15 protein-coding genes are annotated in these 16,556 nt (G+C 66.9%); 4 read left to right on the forward strand and 11 right to left on the reverse strand.

Features of this window, described 5'->3' with window-relative positions; translation table 11 throughout:
- Nucleotides 1-65: 65 nt before the first annotated feature.
- From PQV96_RS01240 to tsaB, 7 genes are all read right to left on the reverse strand, one after another.
- Nucleotides 66-878 (reverse strand): formate/nitrite transporter family protein, encoded by an 813-nt coding sequence (locus PQV96_RS01240; RefSeq protein WP_273624320.1) that lies wholly within the window; start codon nt 876-878, stop codon nt 66-68.
- Nucleotides 879-1,115: 237 nt separating this feature from the next.
- Nucleotides 1,116-2,429 (reverse strand): nitrate regulatory protein, encoded by a 1,314-nt coding sequence (locus PQV96_RS01245; protein WP_207374243.1) that lies wholly within the window; start codon nt 2,427-2,429, stop codon nt 1,116-1,118.
- A 45-nt stretch (nt 2,430-2,474) separates the two neighbouring features.
- Nucleotides 2,475-2,813, reverse strand: coding sequence for a nitrite reductase small subunit NirD (gene nirD, locus PQV96_RS01250; RefSeq protein ID WP_198846878.1), 339 nt, complete (start codon nt 2,811-2,813; stop codon nt 2,475-2,477).
- 36 nt (nt 2,814-2,849) lie between these two features.
- Entirely contained in the window at nt 2,850-5,393 is a 2,544-nt protein-coding gene (gene nirB, locus PQV96_RS01255) for a nitrite reductase large subunit NirB (RefSeq protein ID WP_273624321.1), read from the reverse strand.
- Nucleotides 5,394-5,806: 413 nt separating this feature from the next.
- Complete coding sequence (locus tag PQV96_RS01260) at nt 5,807-6,607, reverse strand: uracil-DNA glycosylase family protein (protein ID WP_142082946.1); 801 nt, start codon at nt 6,605-6,607, stop codon at nt 5,807-5,809.
- A gap of 58 nt (nt 6,608-6,665) precedes the next feature.
- Nucleotides 6,666-7,157, reverse strand: coding sequence for a ribosomal protein S18-alanine N-acetyltransferase (rimI, locus tag PQV96_RS01265; RefSeq protein ID WP_066696282.1), 492 nt, complete (start codon nt 7,155-7,157; stop codon nt 6,666-6,668).
- Nucleotides 7,154-7,879 carry a tRNA (adenosine(37)-N6)-threonylcarbamoyltransferase complex dimerization subunit type 1 TsaB gene (gene tsaB, locus PQV96_RS01270; RefSeq protein ID WP_066696280.1) on the reverse strand — a complete coding sequence of 242 codons (726 nt, stop codon included), beginning with the start codon at nt 7,877-7,879 and terminating at the stop codon, nt 7,154-7,156. The genes rimI and tsaB overlap by 4 nt, the downstream gene beginning before the upstream one ends.
- A gap of 314 nt (nt 7,880-8,193) precedes the next feature.
- Between tsaB and dacB the strand changes: the two genes are divergently transcribed.
- The 3 genes from dacB to PQV96_RS01285 all read left to right on the forward strand — a co-directional run bounded on the left by dacB (nt 8,194) and on the right by PQV96_RS01285 (nt 11,427).
- On the forward strand, nt 8,194-9,567 hold the full coding sequence (gene dacB, locus PQV96_RS01275) for a D-alanyl-D-alanine carboxypeptidase/D-alanyl-D-alanine endopeptidase (protein WP_207374249.1): 1,374 nt from the start codon (nt 8,194-8,196) through the stop codon (nt 9,565-9,567).
- Nucleotides 9,568-9,740: 173 nt separating this feature from the next.
- Nucleotides 9,741-10,010, forward strand: coding sequence for a SemiSWEET transporter (locus PQV96_RS01280; RefSeq protein ID WP_066696277.1), 270 nt, complete (start codon nt 9,741-9,743; stop codon nt 10,008-10,010).
- Nucleotides 10,011-10,128: 118 nt separating this feature from the next.
- The gene (locus PQV96_RS01285) at nt 10,129-11,427 is read left to right on the forward strand and encodes a lipase family protein (RefSeq protein ID WP_273624325.1); all 1,299 of its coding nucleotides are present in this window, start codon (nt 10,129-10,131) and stop codon (nt 11,425-11,427) included.
- A 125-nt stretch (nt 11,428-11,552) separates the two neighbouring features.
- Here PQV96_RS01285 and PQV96_RS01290 read toward each other — a convergent pair whose 3' ends face one another.
- The 4 genes from PQV96_RS01290 to purE all read right to left on the reverse strand — a co-directional run bounded on the left by PQV96_RS01290 (nt 11,553) and on the right by purE (nt 15,398).
- Complete coding sequence (locus PQV96_RS01290; protein WP_273624326.1) at nt 11,553-12,506, reverse strand: SGNH/GDSL hydrolase family protein; 954 nt, start codon at nt 12,504-12,506, stop codon at nt 11,553-11,555.
- A gap of 215 nt (nt 12,507-12,721) precedes the next feature.
- Nucleotides 12,722-13,738, reverse strand: coding sequence for an L-threonylcarbamoyladenylate synthase (locus PQV96_RS01295; protein ID WP_207374838.1), 1,017 nt, complete (start codon nt 13,736-13,738; stop codon nt 12,722-12,724).
- A gap of 2 nt (nt 13,739-13,740) precedes the next feature.
- The gene (locus PQV96_RS01300; RefSeq protein WP_207374839.1) at nt 13,741-14,907 is read right to left on the reverse strand and encodes a 5-(carboxyamino)imidazole ribonucleotide synthase; all 1,167 of its coding nucleotides are present in this window, start codon (nt 14,905-14,907) and stop codon (nt 13,741-13,743) included.
- On the reverse strand, nt 14,904-15,398 hold the full coding sequence (gene purE, locus PQV96_RS01305) for a 5-(carboxyamino)imidazole ribonucleotide mutase (RefSeq protein ID WP_207374840.1): 495 nt from the start codon (nt 15,396-15,398) through the stop codon (nt 14,904-14,906). Before purE ends, PQV96_RS01300 begins: the two co-directional genes overlap by 4 nt.
- Before the next feature lie 163 nt (nt 15,399-15,561).
- Between purE and trxA the strand changes: the two genes are divergently transcribed.
- Nucleotides 15,562-16,518 (forward strand): thioredoxin, encoded by a 957-nt coding sequence (gene trxA / locus PQV96_RS01310; RefSeq protein WP_207374841.1) that lies wholly within the window; start codon nt 15,562-15,564, stop codon nt 16,516-16,518.
- Nucleotides 16,519-16,556: the final 38 nt, after the last annotated feature.

The raw sequence follows: 16,556 nt of genomic DNA on the forward strand, positions 1-16,556 counted from the left end.
TCATGGTGACCAGGTGCAAAGCGCGCCGGGCTGGGGCTTGCCAGGCCCAGCGCCCCGTGCAGTGGTCAGGACACCTTGCGCTTGGGGGCGGTTTTATAGTGCGTCGAATACAGGGTGGCGCCCACAAACGTCAGGCCGCCCACCAGGTTGCCCAGCACCGTGGGCAGTTCGTTCCAGATCAGGTAGTCCATCAGCGTGAACTTGCCGCCCAGCATGAGGCCTGTAGGGAACAGGAACATATTGACGATGGAATGTTCGAAGCCCATGTAGAAGAAAACCATCACAGGCATCCACATGCCGATGGCCTTGCCCGAGACCGTGGTGGACATCATGGCCGCAACCACGCCGGTGGACACCATCCAGTTGCACATCACAGCGCGAATAAACAGCGTGAGCATGCCTGCGGCGCCATGCGCGGAATAGCCCAGCGTACGGCCTTCGCCGATGTGCCCCAGCTTTTCACCCACGGCACCGGGTGCCTCGCTGAAGCCGAAGGTGAGGATGATGGCCATGAACACGGCCACCGTGAGGGCGCCCGCAAAATTGCCGCAGAACACCAGGCCCCAGTTGCGCATCACGCCGCCCCAGGTGGCACCGGGGCGCTTGTCCATCACTGCCAAGGGGGCCAGGGTGAAAACGCCGGTGAGCAGGTCAAACCCCATCAGGTACAGCATGATGAAACCCACCGGGAACAGCATGGCCCCGATGAGGGGGTTGCCCGTGTTGACGGTGACGGTGACCGCAAAGGCGGCGGCCAGCGCCAGGATGGCGCCCGCCATGTACGAGCGGATCAGCGTGTCGCGGGTGGACATCAGCAACTTGGATTCACCAGAATCCACCATCTTGGTGACGAACTCGGCAGGGTTGAGATAGGCCATTTGACTTCCTTGGGACGGGGTACGGGCGGAGCCACCTCAGGCAAGGCTCTGGGTGGCGCGTGAAAGAACGCGGTGCGCTGCAGGGACGCCGTTATCCCTGTGTGCACGCTTGCGTGGCTTGCGGAAGGTTCCGCGGTGAAGTTCGTGCCGCCATCAGCCCGGACTGTTCTGTGTATTTGCAAGTTCCATGCCGCCCTGCGGGGGGGCGTCAGGGCTGCGGCGCTGCACGGAGAGGTTTCACTGCAGTGCTCGCGCACCTGACGCGGGCGTGGCAAAGGCCAGGTCGGGCAGTGCCAACGTGGCCTCAGCCACTTCCAGCAGGCGGCGGTTCTGGTCCATGGATGTTTTTTGCAGGGCGCGGAAGGCCACGTCTTCCGTCATGCCCAGCCGGGCCATCAGCACCCCCTTGGCGCGCTCGATGATCTTGCGCTCGTTCAGGGTGCGGCGGGTGGCTTCGAGTTCGGCCTCCATCTGTGCCATGCGCTGCGATTGCGTGCGCAGCAGCTCCCGCAGCGGGGTGGGCTCAGCGCCGGTCGGCGGGTGGTCTGCCTGTTCGGGCGGGGTAGGGTGCGTGCTGCCCGTTTCAAAAAAGCGATCCACCGCGTGCGTGCGCTGCGGCGGGTTTTCGCGCAGAAGGCGCAGCAGGTTGCGAGAGTCCTGCAGGTCCTGCTGCGCATGTGCGATGCGCGCGTCGCACTCTTCGCGCAGGCGCTGGACCAAAGCCCCTTGCAGCTGCCACAGCCCGTCCATGCGCTCGGAGCAGGCGCCGAACCAGGTGCGGCTCAGGTCGCTGTCGAGCGCTGAGCCGGGGCGCGCCACACACAGCGCGCGCCGCAGGCGCTCCAGTGTGGCCATGCAGGGGGCCAGTTGCAGCTCATCCCAGCGGGCGCGCAGGGCGGGCTCTGCAAAATCACCAAACACGCGCAGGCTCCGCTCCTGTGCATCAATCAAGTGCAGCAGGCGTTGCTGGTGGGCTTCCTGGCAGTGGCCCGATGCGTACAGCAAGGCGCCCATGGCCCGTTCCTGGCCCGCCTCTTCCGTGGCCTGCACGGCGTGCAGCAAGGCCACCAGCAAGCGCGACACACTGGGCACGCCTGCGGTGTCGGCCATGTGGAACACCAGCTCCACCAAACCGGCGATCAGGTGGCTGTAGGCCGCCACGGCATCGAGCGCGCTCATGGCCTGCCGGTCAATCTGCAAGCGCAAGGCAGGCAGAGATTCCAGCCCGAGCAGTGCCCAGGCCATGAGCGACAGCGTCTGGGCCGAGGTGCCCTGCGCCGGGTCCATCTGCGCGCTGAACACCTGCCGCAGTTTTTCCTCGTGCAGCAGGGCTTCGTTGACTGCCTGGTGGCGCACCTCGGCAAACCGCTGGGTTTGCGAGGCCAGGTAAATGCACGACGCCCCGCGTTCGCGTTGCAGGCGCTGCACCAGCTGCCCGATCACGTCCACCCACTCCGCCTTGTGTGCCAGGTGGCGCAGGGCGTCGATTTCCTGCTGCTTGGAGCTCAGCACCAGGTTGGCGACAGACAGGGTGGGGGTCGTATCGGGCATGGGTGGTTCCTCGATCCTTTTCGAAAGGGCTGGGTGGTGCGGCTTTCAGGCCACCGCCACGCGAATGCGGCCTTGGTGGGCCTGCACCGGGTGGGTGCGAACCGAGTGCTCCGGCTGCTCCAGGCATTCGCCGGTCTGCAGGTCAAAGTGGTTTTTGTAGAGGGGCGATGCCACCACCACGCGGTCGCCCAGGTTGCCCACCAGCCCGCGCGACAACACGCTGGCGCCCGACTTGGGGTCCACGTTGTCAATCGCGAACCAGCGGTCGGTGCCGGTGCGAAACACGGCCACATGGCGGCTGCCCACGAGCGCGCACACGCCGGTGTTGGGAAGGATGTCTTCGACCGCGCAGACGTCGGTCCAGTGCAAAAGTGCTTCGGTCATTGGGGGCCTTCTTGAAACAATGGGGAACCGGCCACGTCAGGCCACGCGCCGCAGGGCGATGGTGGGGCGTGTGGGCTGCGGGCGCTCTTGCGTGCTGGCCGGGCGGATCTGGCCGCGCTCGTGCACGAACACCACGTTCTCGTCGGGCTGGTCGCTGTTGACGAAGGTGCGAAAGCGCTTGCGTGTTTCGGGGTCGGTCACCGCGGTTTTCCATTCGCACTGGTAGGTGTCCACCACTTGCTGCATCTGCAATTCCAGCTCGGCGCACAGGCCCAGGCTGTCTTTTTGCAGCACGTCCTTGAGGTAGTCCAGGCCACCTTCGAGGTTCTCGCGCCAGGTGCTGGTGCGCTGCAGCCGGTCAGCGGTGCGCACGTAGAACATCAGCACCCGGTCGATCATGCGCACCAGGTCTTGCTTCGTGAGGTCCGATGCGAACAGCTCGGCATGGCGCGGCTTCATGCCGCCGTTGCCGCAGATGTAGAGGTTCCAGCCCTTTTCGGTGGCAATGACGCCGATGTCCTTGCCCTGCGCCTCGGCGCATTCGCGGGTGCAGCCCGACACACCAAACTTGATCTTGTGTGGCGCCCGCAGGCCTTTGTAGCGGTTCTCCAGCTCCACCGCCAGGCCCACGCTGTCCTGCACGCCGTAGCGGCACCAAGTCGATCCCACGCAGCTCTTCACCGTGCGCAGCGATTTTCCATATGCGTGGCCGGACTCGAAGCCGGCGGCGATCAGCTCTTCCCAGATCAGCGGCAACTGTTCCACCCGTGCACCAAACATGTCCACGCGCGCACCGCCCGTGACCTTGGTGTACAGCCCGTACTTCTTGGCCACCTGGCCCACGGCGATCAGCCCGTCGGGCGTGACTTCGCCGCCGGGCATGCGTGGCACCACGGAATAGGTGCCGTCCTTCTGGATGTTGCCCAGGTAGTAGTCGTTGGTGTCCTGCAGGCTGGCCAGTTCCTTCTTGAGCACAAACTCGTTCCAGCACGACGCGAACACGCTGGCCGCCACGGGCTTGCAGATGTCGCAGCCCATGCCTTTGCCGTGGCGGGCCAGCAGGTCGTCGAAGGTCTTGATCTGTCCCACGCGCACCAGGTGGTAGATCTCCTGGCGCGAGTACGCGAAGTGCTCGCAGAGGTGGTTGTTCACCGCCAGGCCCCGGCGTGCCATCTCGGCCTTCATGACCTGGGTGACCAGGGGCACGCAGCCGCCGCAGGTGGCGCCCGCCTTGGTGCAGGCCTTGATGTCCGCAATGGTGCATGCGCCGTTGCCCACGGCTTCGCAGAGGTTGCCCTTGGTGACGTTGTTGCATGAGCAGATCTGCGCCGTGTCGGGCAGCGCATCCACGCCCAGGCCGGGCTTGGCCTTGCCCTCGCTGGACGGGAAGATCAGGAACTCGGGGTCTTCAGGCAGGGTGATGCCGTTGAGCGCCATCTGCAGCAGCGTGCCGTATTCAGCCGCATCGCCAATCAACACTGCGCCCAGCAATTGCTTGCCGTCTTCGCTGATGACGATCTTCTTGTAGACCTGGCGGCGTTCGTCCACGTACTGGCAGCTTCGGCTGTGGGGCGTCTTGCCATGGGCGTCGCCAATGCTGGCCACATCCACGCCCATGAGCTTGAGCTTGGTGCTCATGTCCGCGCCCACAAAGGCTGCAGCGGCATCGCCTGCAATGTGGCGTGCCGCCACGCGGGCCATGTCGTAGCCGGGGGCTACCAGGCCGAAGGTCTGTTCGTTCCACGAGGCGCACTCGCCAATGGCGTACACATCGTGGTCGCTGGTGCGGCAGGCGCTGTCGATGGCGATGCCCCCGCGCGGCCCAATGGCCAGCAGGCATTGCCGCGCCAGCTCGTCGCGCGGCCGAATGCCGGCCGAGAAGACCACCATGTCGGCCTCCAGATGCGACCCATCGGCAAACACCATGCGGTGGCGGGCGCGGGCGCCATCGGTGATCTGCTGCGTGTTGCGGCCCGTGTGCACCTGCACGCCCAGGCGCTCGATCTGGGCCTGCAGCACCCGGCCGCCGCCTTCGTCCACCTGCACGGCCATCAGGCGGGGGGCGAACTCCACCACATGGGTTTCCAGGCCCATGTCGCGCAGGGCCTTGGCGCATTCCAGCCCCAGCAGGCCGCCGCCAATCACCACGCCCGAGCGGGCCTTGGCCCCTGCGGCCTGCATGGCTTCCAGGTCTTCGATGGTGCGGTACACAAAGCAGTGAGGGCGGTCGCGCCCCGGCACCTGGGGCACGAAGGGATTGGAGCCTGTGGCCAGCACGAGCTTGTCGTACGGCAGGACTTCGCCATCCTGCGTGGTGACGGTATTGGTGCGCCGGTCAATGCTGGCGGCGCGCGTGGCCAGCCGCAGCGAAAAGCCGGTGCGCTCGAAAAAGCCGGGCTCTACCAGAGACAGCTCGGCGGCAGATTTGCCGCTGAAGAATTCGGAGAGGTGAACGCGGTCGTACGCGGGGCGGGGTTCTTCGCACAGCACCGTGACTTCCACGCCGGTAATACCGGTCTCGGCCAGGCTCTCCAGAAACTTGTGGCCCACCATTCCGTGGCCAATGAGAACAATCTTCATGCTTGCAATCCTGCTATGGCCCGGGTCAGCGGTGGGGCGGATTGCAGTGCACCGGCCAGGGGTGACTGGCAAGGGTGCAATGCATCCTCCGCTGGCGTGCGGGCCTGTTGTGGAACAACCGGTACGCTGGGCATGGGCCCAGCTTGGGGGTTCCGCCATCGTTAGCGGAGGTCACGGGTCGCCGCAGGCGGCATCACCTGCGTCAGTCAGGTAGGTGGCAATATCCGTGCCCGCTTTGGCTGCGGGCAGGTGCCTCGCTTCCGCAGGCTCAGGCGGTATGTGGTTGCCAAGGCGGTGCGTCGCAGCCCCGGATTGGTGCGGGAGCACCAGCCTTGGAGCAGATGGCGCACCTTTGGGGATGGCCAAGCGATCAGCCGCAAGGGCAATTGGCCCCGCGCCTCAGCGGGCGCGGTTTAGCCCGAGTTGGCAGTGCTGCCCTCTGCCTTGCGCACCAGCGCCAGTGCACGGCACAGGTCGGCCCAGGTGGCTGCTTTGGCGTCTTGCGACCGCAGCAGGAAGGCCGGGTCGTAGGTGACCACGGCCGGGCGCCCGGCCACGGTGTGCGGCACGGCGCGCAGCCTGCCCAGGGGCTCGGTGCGGCCCAGGGCGGCGCGGGCGGCTACATGCCCCAGCACCAGCACCAGTGCGGGCTGCAGGGTGGTCACCACCTCGGCCAGCGCTGCGGCCACGTCGGCTGGCGCAGCGGCCCCTTCGGCCGTGCGGGCGCCGGGGGCGGGGCGTTCCAGCGCTGCCACGAACACGCGGGGGTGGCGGTGCAGCTGCATGGCGCGCAGCATGTTGTCCAGCAGCTTGCCCGCATCACCCCCCAGAGGGTCGGCGGCCGCAATGCCTTCGGTCACGATGAGCCAGCCAGCGCCCAGCCCTGGCGGCGTTTGTGCCGGATCCGCCGTCGGGTACAGCAACTGCGGTGCGTGCAGGCGCAGCGCAGGGGCTGCGCCTGGTGCGCCCAGACCCGCATGAGCGGCTGGCGCCGCCGGTGCGGGCGCGGTGGGTGCCCTGGCGGCAGGTACCGGGCTAGGCTGGGCCATGGCGGGTGCGGCTGGCAGGGGCGCGGTGGCGGGTAAGGGCACTGCTGCCGCAGCAGGCGGCGGGGCGGCTGGGGCCTGGGGGGCAGCGGTTTCGGCACGGGTCCAGACGGTCACGCCCATCTCTTGCAGCATGGCGCGCTGGCGCGCATCAAGGTTCAGGCTCATGGCGATGGGCTCACAACAGGGTCTGGCCAGACGGGGGTGAATGGAGTAGCGGAGTTCATCACAGCGGCAGGCTCATGACCACGGCATCTTCACGTTGCCCGTGGGCGGCCGGGTAGTAGCGTTTGCGTTCCCCCACGCGGCGGAAGCCATGGGCCTCATACACCTGCTGGGCGCGCAGGTTGCTGGCGCGCACTTCCAGCCACAGCCACTGCGCCCCGCGTCCGCGTGCCCACAGGGCCAGGGCGTCCAGCAGCACCCGTGCCCAGCCCTGGCGCTGGTAGGCGGGGGCGACGGTGATGTTGAGCAGGTGTGCTTCTTCCACCCCCAGCATCGCCACAAAGTAACCCAGCAGGTGGTCGCCCGCCATGAGCAGCTGGCATTCGTAGCCTGCGGTCAGGGCGTCGGTGAAGTTGCCGCGCGTCCAGGGGTGGGAATAGGCGCTGAATTCCACGTCCAGCAGCGCATCGAGGTATTCGGGCGTGAGCTTCTCAAAGCGCACCTCCAGCGCGTTTTCCGCTGCGGGGGCGGCAGACGATCGCACGGCGCTCATGGTGCGGTGGTGCCTGCAGCGGCCTGGGCGCGCAGGGCTTCGCGCTCGGCAGTGGTTTGTGCCACCTTGTCACGGATGTAGCGCGGCAGCGCCTCGCTGGCGGGCACGGCGGCGCCGGCAGCCAGCAGGGCCGGGGCCAGGCGCAGCAGGGCGGTGGCGGTGGGCAGGGCTGGCACATGGCGGGCCTGGGGCAGCAGGCGCTCGCCGTAGGCGGCGTGTGCGTTGCCAGCCACGGTCCACAGGGCTGCATCGGCCAGCGTCAGCGCTTCGGGGGCGCACAGGCCAAAGTCGGCATCGGTGCTCCATTGCCGGGTGGCCTCTTGCCAGGTGCACTGGGCGCTGTAGACCTCGTTCATGCGTGCATCCAGCACCGCCAGCACCTGGGTGCAGCCGTGCTGGTGGCGTGCTTCTTCGGCCACGGCCAGCAGGGTGTCCACCGGCACCACGGGCGTGCCCTGGCCGTTGCGGGCACCAAACGCCAGGCCCTGCGCCACCGCACAGGCCGTGCGCAGCCCGGTGAAGGAGCCGGGCCCCCGGCCGAAGACGATGGCGTCGAGCGTGTCAAAGCCCAGCCCTGCCTCGGCCAGCAGCCGCTGAATGGCCGGGATCAACGCCGCAGAAGCCTGCGCGCCCCCGGCGCCCGTGTGCTGCCACACCGCATCGCCGCGCTGCACGGCGATGGAAAGGGTGTCGGTGCTGGTATCAAAAGCAAGCAGGTTCATGGGCCTAGGGTTCACGGACGGGGCTGCGCTGCTGGCGCGCGGGTGGGGCAGAAATGCCCAAAGGGCAATTATCGGTGGTTGCGGTGATGGGGCGGGTGGCACGGCGTCGCAGGGGCGAGGCGCCTGCTTTTTTCATGGAGCGTGGGCAGAGATTCCCTAGACTCTCCGGTATGTGGAATTTTTCTGTCTCGGGGTTTTTTGCCGCCTTCGCACCAATGGCTCTTTTGCGGAACGGCAGTTTGCCGGTCATTCCCCCGGCTCGAGTGCGTGCCTGGGTGGGGTCTGTGGGTCTGGCCGTGGGGCTGTGCGGGGTGATGCCTGCCAGTGCACAGCCTGCCGGTGCGCCGCCCTTGCCGCCGGAGGTGGAAGCCGCCCTGGCCCGCGCCAAGCTGCCGCGCGAATCCTTGAGCGTGCTGGTGGCCGATGCGCAGGGCGGTGCACGCACGCCGCCCCGGTTGGCGCACCGGGCGCAGGTGCCCGTCAACCCGGCTTCGGTGATGAAGCTGGTCACCACCTATGGAGCGCTGGAGCAGCTCGGACCGGCTTACACCTGGAGCACGCCGGTGTTTGTGGAGGGGGCGGTGCAGGGTGGCAGCCTCAAGGGCAACGTCTATATCCAGGGCCAGGGCGACCCCAAGCTGGTGGTGGAGCGCCTGTGGCTGCTGATGCGGCGCCTGCAGGCGCAGGGCATTCAGGTCATCGTGGGCGACATCGTGCTCGACCGCTCTGCCTTTGATGTCCCCGAGCAAGACCCCGGCCGTTTCGATGGCGAGCCCTTGCGCCCCTACAACGCATCGCCCGACGCGCTGCTGCTCAACTACAAGTCCAGCGTGATGACCTTTGTGCCCGACGCGCCTGCCGGGCTCGCACACATCCAGTACGACCCGCCGCTGGCCGGGGTGCAGCGCCCGGCCACGGTGGCCCTGGCCCCGCCGGGGGCAGATTGCGGCGACTGGCGCGGCGCCTTGCGCGCGGAATTGAACGACCCGCTCAAGGTCGTCTTCCAGGGGGCTTACCCCGCCGCCTGCGGCGAGCGGGTCTGGCCCGTGGCCTACCCCGCGCCACGGGAGTTTGCCGCCCGCGCGGTGGAAGGCATGTGGCGCGAATTGGGAGGCAAGCTCACCGGCAGCGTGCGAGAAGGCAAGGTGCCCGCGGGGCTCAAGCCAGCGTTTGTCAGCACCTCGCCCGCGCTGGCCGAGGTGGTGCGCGATGTGAACAAGTACAGCAACAACGTCATGGCGCAGCATGTTTTTCTGACCCTGGCGCGCCAGAAAAACGGCGTGGCCACGCTGGACGGTGCCCGTGAAACCCTGCGCCAGTGGTGGCAAGCCCGCTTTGCCGATGTGGACGCCCCCGTGCCCGACAACGGCGCGGGCCTGAGCCGCGATGCGCGCATCACCGCCCAGGCGCTGGCGCGCATGCTGCAGGCCGCCTGGGCCTCGCCCGTCATGCCAGAGCTGGTGGCTTCGCTGCCCATTGCCGGGGTAGACGGCACGCTGCGCCGCAGCCAGAGCCGCAGTGCTGCTCACCTCAAAACCGGCAGCCTGCGAGACGTGATGGCCGTGGCCGGATACGTGCACGCGCAAAGCGGGCGCCGCTACGTGCTGGTGGCCATCGTCAACCACCCCAATGCCAATGCGGCCCGGCCCGTGCTGGACGCCCTGACGGATTGGGCTGCCAAGGATTAAGTGCTATTAAAAAAATAGCTGGTGGCGCTTTTCCTGATTGGCCTGGTGCCAATTTTTATTCAAAATCACGATGGGACGACGCCTTGGGGCACCGCGCTGGCATTCCACCCACACGCGCTGCACCCCGCCGCTGTTTCTTTATCACCCACCCTGTCTTTCATTCGAAAGCCCCCATGCCCCTGACCGAGCTGATTGGCTACCTTGCCGCCACGTTGACCACCTGCAGCTTTGTGCCCCAGGCCTGGCACACCTTCCGCACCCGCGATGTCAGTGGCATCTCGTTGGGCATGTACAGCGTGTTCACCACCGGGGTGGCGTTGTGGCTGGCCTACGGCATCGCCTTGCAGGCCTGGCCCATCGTGGTGGCCAATGCCATCACGCTGCTGCTGGCCAGCACCATCCTGGGCATGAAGCTGCGTTTTCGCCGCGCGCCCGGCCGCTGAACGCAGCTCTGTCGCCTACGCGTCATGAAGGGCGGGGTTGCCGCGTTATCCCCTATGGATGCTGCACCGCAGGTGCGCGCACCATGCCTTCCTTTCTGGTCATCCACGAGGGATTTTCATGACACTGTTTCGCCTTTCCTGTGTGGCGGCTGCGGCCGCGTTGCTGGTCGCCTGTGGCGGCTCTGACGATTCCGTTCGCGGTGAGTTGATTGACCCGCCCGCCGTGGTCACCACCCTCACGGCCGCGCAGATCGACGCCACCACCGCAGCCAGCGGCCTGCAGGCCCTGAGTGGCAAGGCCAAGTGCGATGTGAAGGTGGTGGCGCTGAACTACCGCACGCCAGGCGTCAAAGAAGGCGAGATGAGCAACGCATCGGGCGTCATGCTGGTGCCCGGCGGCATGTGCTCGTCCGCCGCGCCGCTGGTGGCCAATGCCCGGGGCACCGAGGTGCTCAAAACCCGTACCCTGGCCAACCCGCAAGACGGCGAAACCTTCCTGCTGGCTGCTATGTATGCCGCTCAGGGCTATGCCGTGGTCGCCACCGACTACCTGGGCTATGCCAAGTCCACTTACGCATTCCACCCCTATCTGCACGCCGATTCCCAGGCCACCACCATCATCGACTCGGTGCGTGCCGCCCGCAATGCCGCTGATGCGGTGGGCGCCAAGCTCTCGGGCAAGGTGATGTTCACCGGCTACTCGCAAGGCGGCCACGCCTCCATGGCGGCCCACCGCGCTGCCGAGCGTGACCACGCCGGCGAGTTCAACGTGGTGGCGGGCGCGCATTTGGCGGGGCCGTACAACCTGTCGGGCTCGTTGCAGGTGCCGAGCGCGGTGGCAGGCGTGCAGTTCTTTGTGCCCATGATCGTCACTTCGTGGCAAAAGATCTACGGCAACATCTACGGTAGCCCTTCTGAAGCCTTCAAAGCGCCCTACGCCAGCTACATTGAAAACCTGCTGCCCAACCCCACGCTGACCTATACCACGTTGGTCACATCGGGCAACCTGCCCGGCGGCACGCCCGATCAGGCCCGTGACGCGTTGTTCCAGACCGCCTTCCTGACCGGGGCCCAGCAAGGCGGCAACAACCCGCTGTACCAGGCGGGCAAGAAGAACGACCTGCTCGGCTGGACGCCCAAAGCCCGTGTGCTGCTGTGCGGTGGCGCTGGTGACCCCACCGTGCCGCCTGCCGTGCACCAGGTGGTGATGAAGGCTGACTTTGACAAGCGCGGCGTGACCAACGTCACCTCGGTGGATGTGGATGCCGCCATCCAGGCCACGTACGGCCCCGACGGCAAAGCGCCGACCGACCCCACTTCGGCCGCCTTCGCCACCTATTACGGCAACTACCACGGCCGCTATGAGCCACCGCTGTGCCATGCCCAGGCGCGCGGCCTGTTCGACACGGTCAAGTAACCTGCCGCCACACCGCACGCTGCCACGATCAAGCGTGCGGGCAACAAAAAAACCGACCCTGGGGTCGGTTTTTTTGTTGGAGGCCTGGGCCTGCCCAAAGGGCAGTGCCAGGCAGTCCGTGCGGCTTACCAGCGCGAACGCAGGCGGTTGTAAGCGTAGGTGCCAAACTGGCGCTGGGCCGAAGGAGTCAGGTACACCGAGTCAGCAAAGGCGTACTTGTCCTGGTTGGCACTGGCCAGCAGGGTGGAGGTGGTGCACAGCGCAGAGTTCACCTTGCCTGCGCCAATGCCGATACCGTCGGTAGCGTCCACCGACGTGCACACGGCCTTGGTGGCGTTTTCAAAGCCGTAGGCCGATGGGTTGCTGGTGTACAGGTTCACGTAGTAGGCCAGGTCCACGTACAGCACGTTGGCGCCCAGGTCCACGATGCCCACGAGCAGGCCTTCGTTGAAGGCGCTGCTGGCCGAGTTCAGCACGGTGGTGCGGCCAATGTCGGTGGCCCAGGGGGTCTTGCTCAGGTCGTAGGTGCCTGTCACCACAACGTACTTGGCGCCCGCGTTCACCAAGCGGCGAATCTGCGCAGCGAAATCGGTACCCGCCTGGCGCGAGGCCGTGATCATCTGCTCTGTGGTCATGGTACCGGCGTTCACGGCGGCCATGTTGGCAATCACATCGCTGATGCCGCCGTTGATCATCACCAGGTCATCGCCCGTGAAGGTGTTGCTGGCCAGGAAGCTGTCGATCTGCTCTTTCACCGTCAGCGTGGTGTTGCTGCCAGCGGCATCGGGCTTGGCCACGATGCGGGCATTGCCTGCGGCGTAGCTCTTGCCGCCAGCCGAAGAGGCGGCGAGGGTCTTGCCATAGCCCGAAGCCACCTGCAGTGTCCAGTTGTTGACCGAGCCGTCGTTGACGGTGTAGCGCGTGCCTTTTTGGCCCACATCGCTCATGCCATCGCCGAAAGCAATCATGCGCTGCGGCGAGATGGCCGATTCGGTGGTGCTGGAACCGCAAGCCGCAAGCAGCGCTGCCGACGCACAGGCGGCGACCATCAAGCTGCGGCGCATCCAATTTGCTGCCATGTATTTCTCCAAAAAAGTGGGGGGTAGTTTAACGATGCCGAGTCAACGCATGTAAAGCGACTTCGGGATCCATACTTGCAATATTCGTGTTTCGGCTCCGCGAGCTCTGCCACTGGCACTGTCGAGGCCAGCGGCCGCCGCGCAAGGGCCGCCCCGCCGCGCTGGCGGCGTCCCCCTGGGGGGAAGTCGCGAAGCGGCTCAGGGGGGCTTCCAATCTATGCTGCCGCGGCGCGCTGCAACCGGTCGCGCACGCCTTCCCATTCAGGGGTGGCGGGCGGGGTTTCAATCCAGATCAGCTTCACGCCCTGGTCATCAAACGCGCGCAGCGCCGCGAACAGCTGCTGGGCCGCTGCGCTGGCGTCGTCTGGCATGCGGCGCATGACCAGCTTGGACGACTGGGTGCGCAGCGCAGCGCGCGCATACACGGCAATGTGGGCGGCTTCGGCGCCCAGCAGGTCCAGCCCGGTTTGCAGGGCCTTGGCGTCCATCAGCCGCACCTTGGCAGCCGGGGCGTAGTGCGCCTCCAGCGTGCCAGAGGCGCGCGGGGTGTGATGGGGCAGGTCTTCTTTGGACAGCGGCGCCATGCCGCAAGCCTGCTGGATCTGCTCGCGCGTGATGGCGCCGGGGCGCAGCAGCACGGGCACGCCCCGCGTGCAATCGACGATGGTGCTTTCAATGCCCACCTGGCACGGGCCGCCGTCCAGCACCAGCAGCGCCTCGCCCAACTCGTCCTGCACATGCTGGGCGGTGGTGGGGCTCACGCGGCCAAAGCGGTTGGCGCTGGGCGCGGCCACGCCCCACACGGGGGCATCACCGGGCACGGCGGCATCGGCCGGTGCAGCGCAGGCCACCAGCAGCGCGTGCGCCACCGGGTGGGCCGGGCAGCGCAGGCCCACGCTGTCTTGCCCGCCCGTGGCGGCGGTGGCCACGCCACTCAGGCGCGGCAGGATGAGGGTGAGGGGGCCGGGCCAGAACGCATCGACCAGCTTTTGCGCAAACGCGGGCACCTCGCTGGCAAAGTGGGCAATGCCTGCGGCGTCGGCCACGTGCACGATCAGCGGGTGGTCGCTGGGGCGGCCCTTGGCTGCAAAAATCTGCGCCACGGCAGCGTCGCTGCTGGCGTCGGCGGCCAGGCCGTACACGGTTTCGGTGGGCAGGCCCAGCAGCGCACCGCTGCGCAGGGCGCGTGCGGCGGTGTCGATGGCCGAAGGATCGTTGCCGTCGAGGATCATGGTCAGAACGCGTCAATGCCCAGCAGGGCTGCCGCCTTCAGGGCAGTTGCGCGCGCTGCTTCGGGCGTGGCGGCGGTGATGTTCAGGTGCCCCATCTTGCGGCCGCGCTTGGCGTCGCGCTTGCCGTACAGGTGCAGGTGGGTGCCGGGCAGGGCCAGCACTTCGGCCCACGGTGGGGTCTGTGCGGCATCGCCCTGGGCAAACCACAAGTCGCCCAGCAGGTTGAGCATGACAGCGGGGCTGTGCTGGCGCGGCTGCGTGAGCGGCAGGCGTGCCATGGTGCGCACCTGCAGCTCAAACTGCGACACGTCGCAGGCGTTCTGGCTGTAGTGGCCGCTGTTGTGGGGGCGGGGGGCGATCTCGTTGACCACGAGGCTGCCGTCCTGCAGCACGAAAAATTCCACGCACAGCACGCCCACGTACTGCAGGCCTTCTGCTACAGATTTTGCAGCGGCTACCGCTTGTGCAGCAAGCGCTGGAGGCAGATTTCCATCGTAAACCTCGGTTACCGCCAGAATACCGTCACGGTGCAGGTTGCGCTGCACGGGCAGGTGGACCATGGCGCCGTCGTGGCCACGGGCGACCAGCACGGAGCATTCGAGCTGCAGGGGCAGCATTTTTTCCAGCACGCAAGGCACCTGGCCGACGGAATCCCACGCGGCGGCCAGCTCGGCGGGCGTCTTCACGCGTACCTGGCCTTTGCCGTCGTAGCCCATGCGGGCGGTTTTCAGAATGCCCGGCAGCAAATCAGCGGAAACCGCTTCGAGTTGGCTGGCCGTTTCGATCACCGCATACGGTGCGCAAGGCACGCCGCAGGCCACAAAGTGCGCCTTCTCGCGTGCGCGGTCTTGCGCTACCGACACGGCGCTGGCGGCGGGCGACACGGGCCGTTGCGCGGCCAGGGCCGCGAGCGCGGCAGCGGGCACGTTCTCGAACTCGGTCGTCACCGCATCGGCCACGCGGGCCAGCTCGGCCAGGCCCTGTGGGTCTTCGTAACCGGTCTGAATGTGGTGGTGGCTCACCAGCCCGGCGGGGCTGGTCGGGTCCGCATCCAGCACGGCGGTGAAGTAACCCATGGCCTGCGCCTGGTGCACAAACATGCGGCCCAGCTGGCCGCCGCCCAGCACGCCCAGGGTCGATCCTGGCAAGAGAGGTTGGTTGGGGCTCATGCGGCGGGTGGCAAGGTCATGTTGCGGGCCACCTCGGTTTGCTCTGCGCGGAAGGCTTCCAGGCGCTGGCGCAGTTCGGGGCTTTCGTTCGCCAGCAGGGCCACGGCAAACAGGGCGGCGTTGGCTGCACCTGCGGTGCCGATGGCAAACGTGGCCACGGGAATGCCCTTGGGCATTTGCACAATGCTGTGCAGCGAGTCCACACCCTGCAGGTGGCGGCTGGCCACGGGCACGCCCAGCACCGGCACGGTGGTCTTGGCGGCGATCATGCCGGGCAGGTGGGCAGCACCGCCCGCACCGGCGATGATGGCCTTCAGGCCCCGGCCTGCAGCGGCTTCGGCGTAGGCAAACATGTCGTCGGGCATGCGGTGGGCCGAGACCACGCGGGCCTCGTGCGCGATGCCGAACTGCTCAAGAATTTGCACTGCGTGCTGCATGGTGTCCCAGTCGCTGCTGGAACCCATGACGACGCCGATCTGGATGGATTTCATGGTGTGTGGGGGTGGCGCTGCGGCCGCATGGCGCAGCCGCTCGCAATGGATGGAACCCGCGATTTTACTTTTTGCGTCCCCCCACGGCACATCCGGTCCCAGGCTTGGGCCAAAATAGCGCGAACTTGCCTTTGAAAGGGCCTTGCTGGCCCGCTTTTTGCCCATGATCGACATCACCGTAGAGAATTTTGAAACCGAGGTGGTTGCCGCCTCGATGACCGTGCCCGTGCTGGTGGACTTCTGGGCGCCCTGGTGCGGCCCCTGCAAGTCGCTGGGCCCGGTGCTGGAAAAGCTCGAAGTGGAATATGCAGGCCGCTTCAAGCTGGCCAAGATCAACTCGGACCAGCAGCAGCAACTGGCGGGCATGTTCGGTATTCGCAGCATTCCCACCTGCGTGCTGCTCAAGAACGGCCAGCCCGTGGACGGATTCATGGGCGCACAGCCCGAGGGCCAGGTGCGGGCCTTCCTCGACAAGCATGTACCCAGCGAGGGCGCGCTGGAGGCCGAGGCCGATGTGGACGAGGCCCACGAACTGCTGGAGTCTGGCGACACCCAGGCCGCGCTTTCCAAGATGGCCGATGCCCTGGCCGCCGACCCGGCCAACGACGACGCCCGCTTTGACTACGTGCGCCTGCTGATTGCCACCGGCGGCTACGAAGAGGCCGATGCCCTGCTGCAGGAACCCCTCAAGCGCATTCCCCAGCCGCTGCGCTTCGATGCGCTGTGGCGCTGGCTCGACGCCCTGCAGTTCGTGCAAAACGACGACCGTGGCAACTGGCCGCTGGAGCAGTTTGACGCCCTGATCGCCCAGAACAAGCGCGACTTCGACACCCGCTTTGCCAAGGCCCGCGTGCTCATGGCCGAGGGCGAATGGGCGGCGGCCATGGAAGAGCTGCTTGAAATCATCATGCGCGACAAGACCTGGAACGCCGAGGCACCGCGCAAGACCTATGTGGCCATTCTGGAGCTGCTCACTCCGCCCCAGCCCAAGCCCGACCCCACTGCGGCTGGCAAGACGGCTGCGGGCATTGAACTGGTGGGCAAGACCACCGTGGAGCAGGACGAAACCACGGCCATGCTCAACGCCTACCGCCGCAAGCTCAGCATGGCGCTGAACTGAGTCCCTGCGGCCTGGCCCGCGCGCTCACAAAAAAAGGA

The organism is Acidovorax temperans (assembly GCF_028596105.1).
Classification (GTDB): domain Bacteria; phylum Pseudomonadota; class Gammaproteobacteria; order Burkholderiales; family Burkholderiaceae_C; genus Acidovorax; species Acidovorax temperans.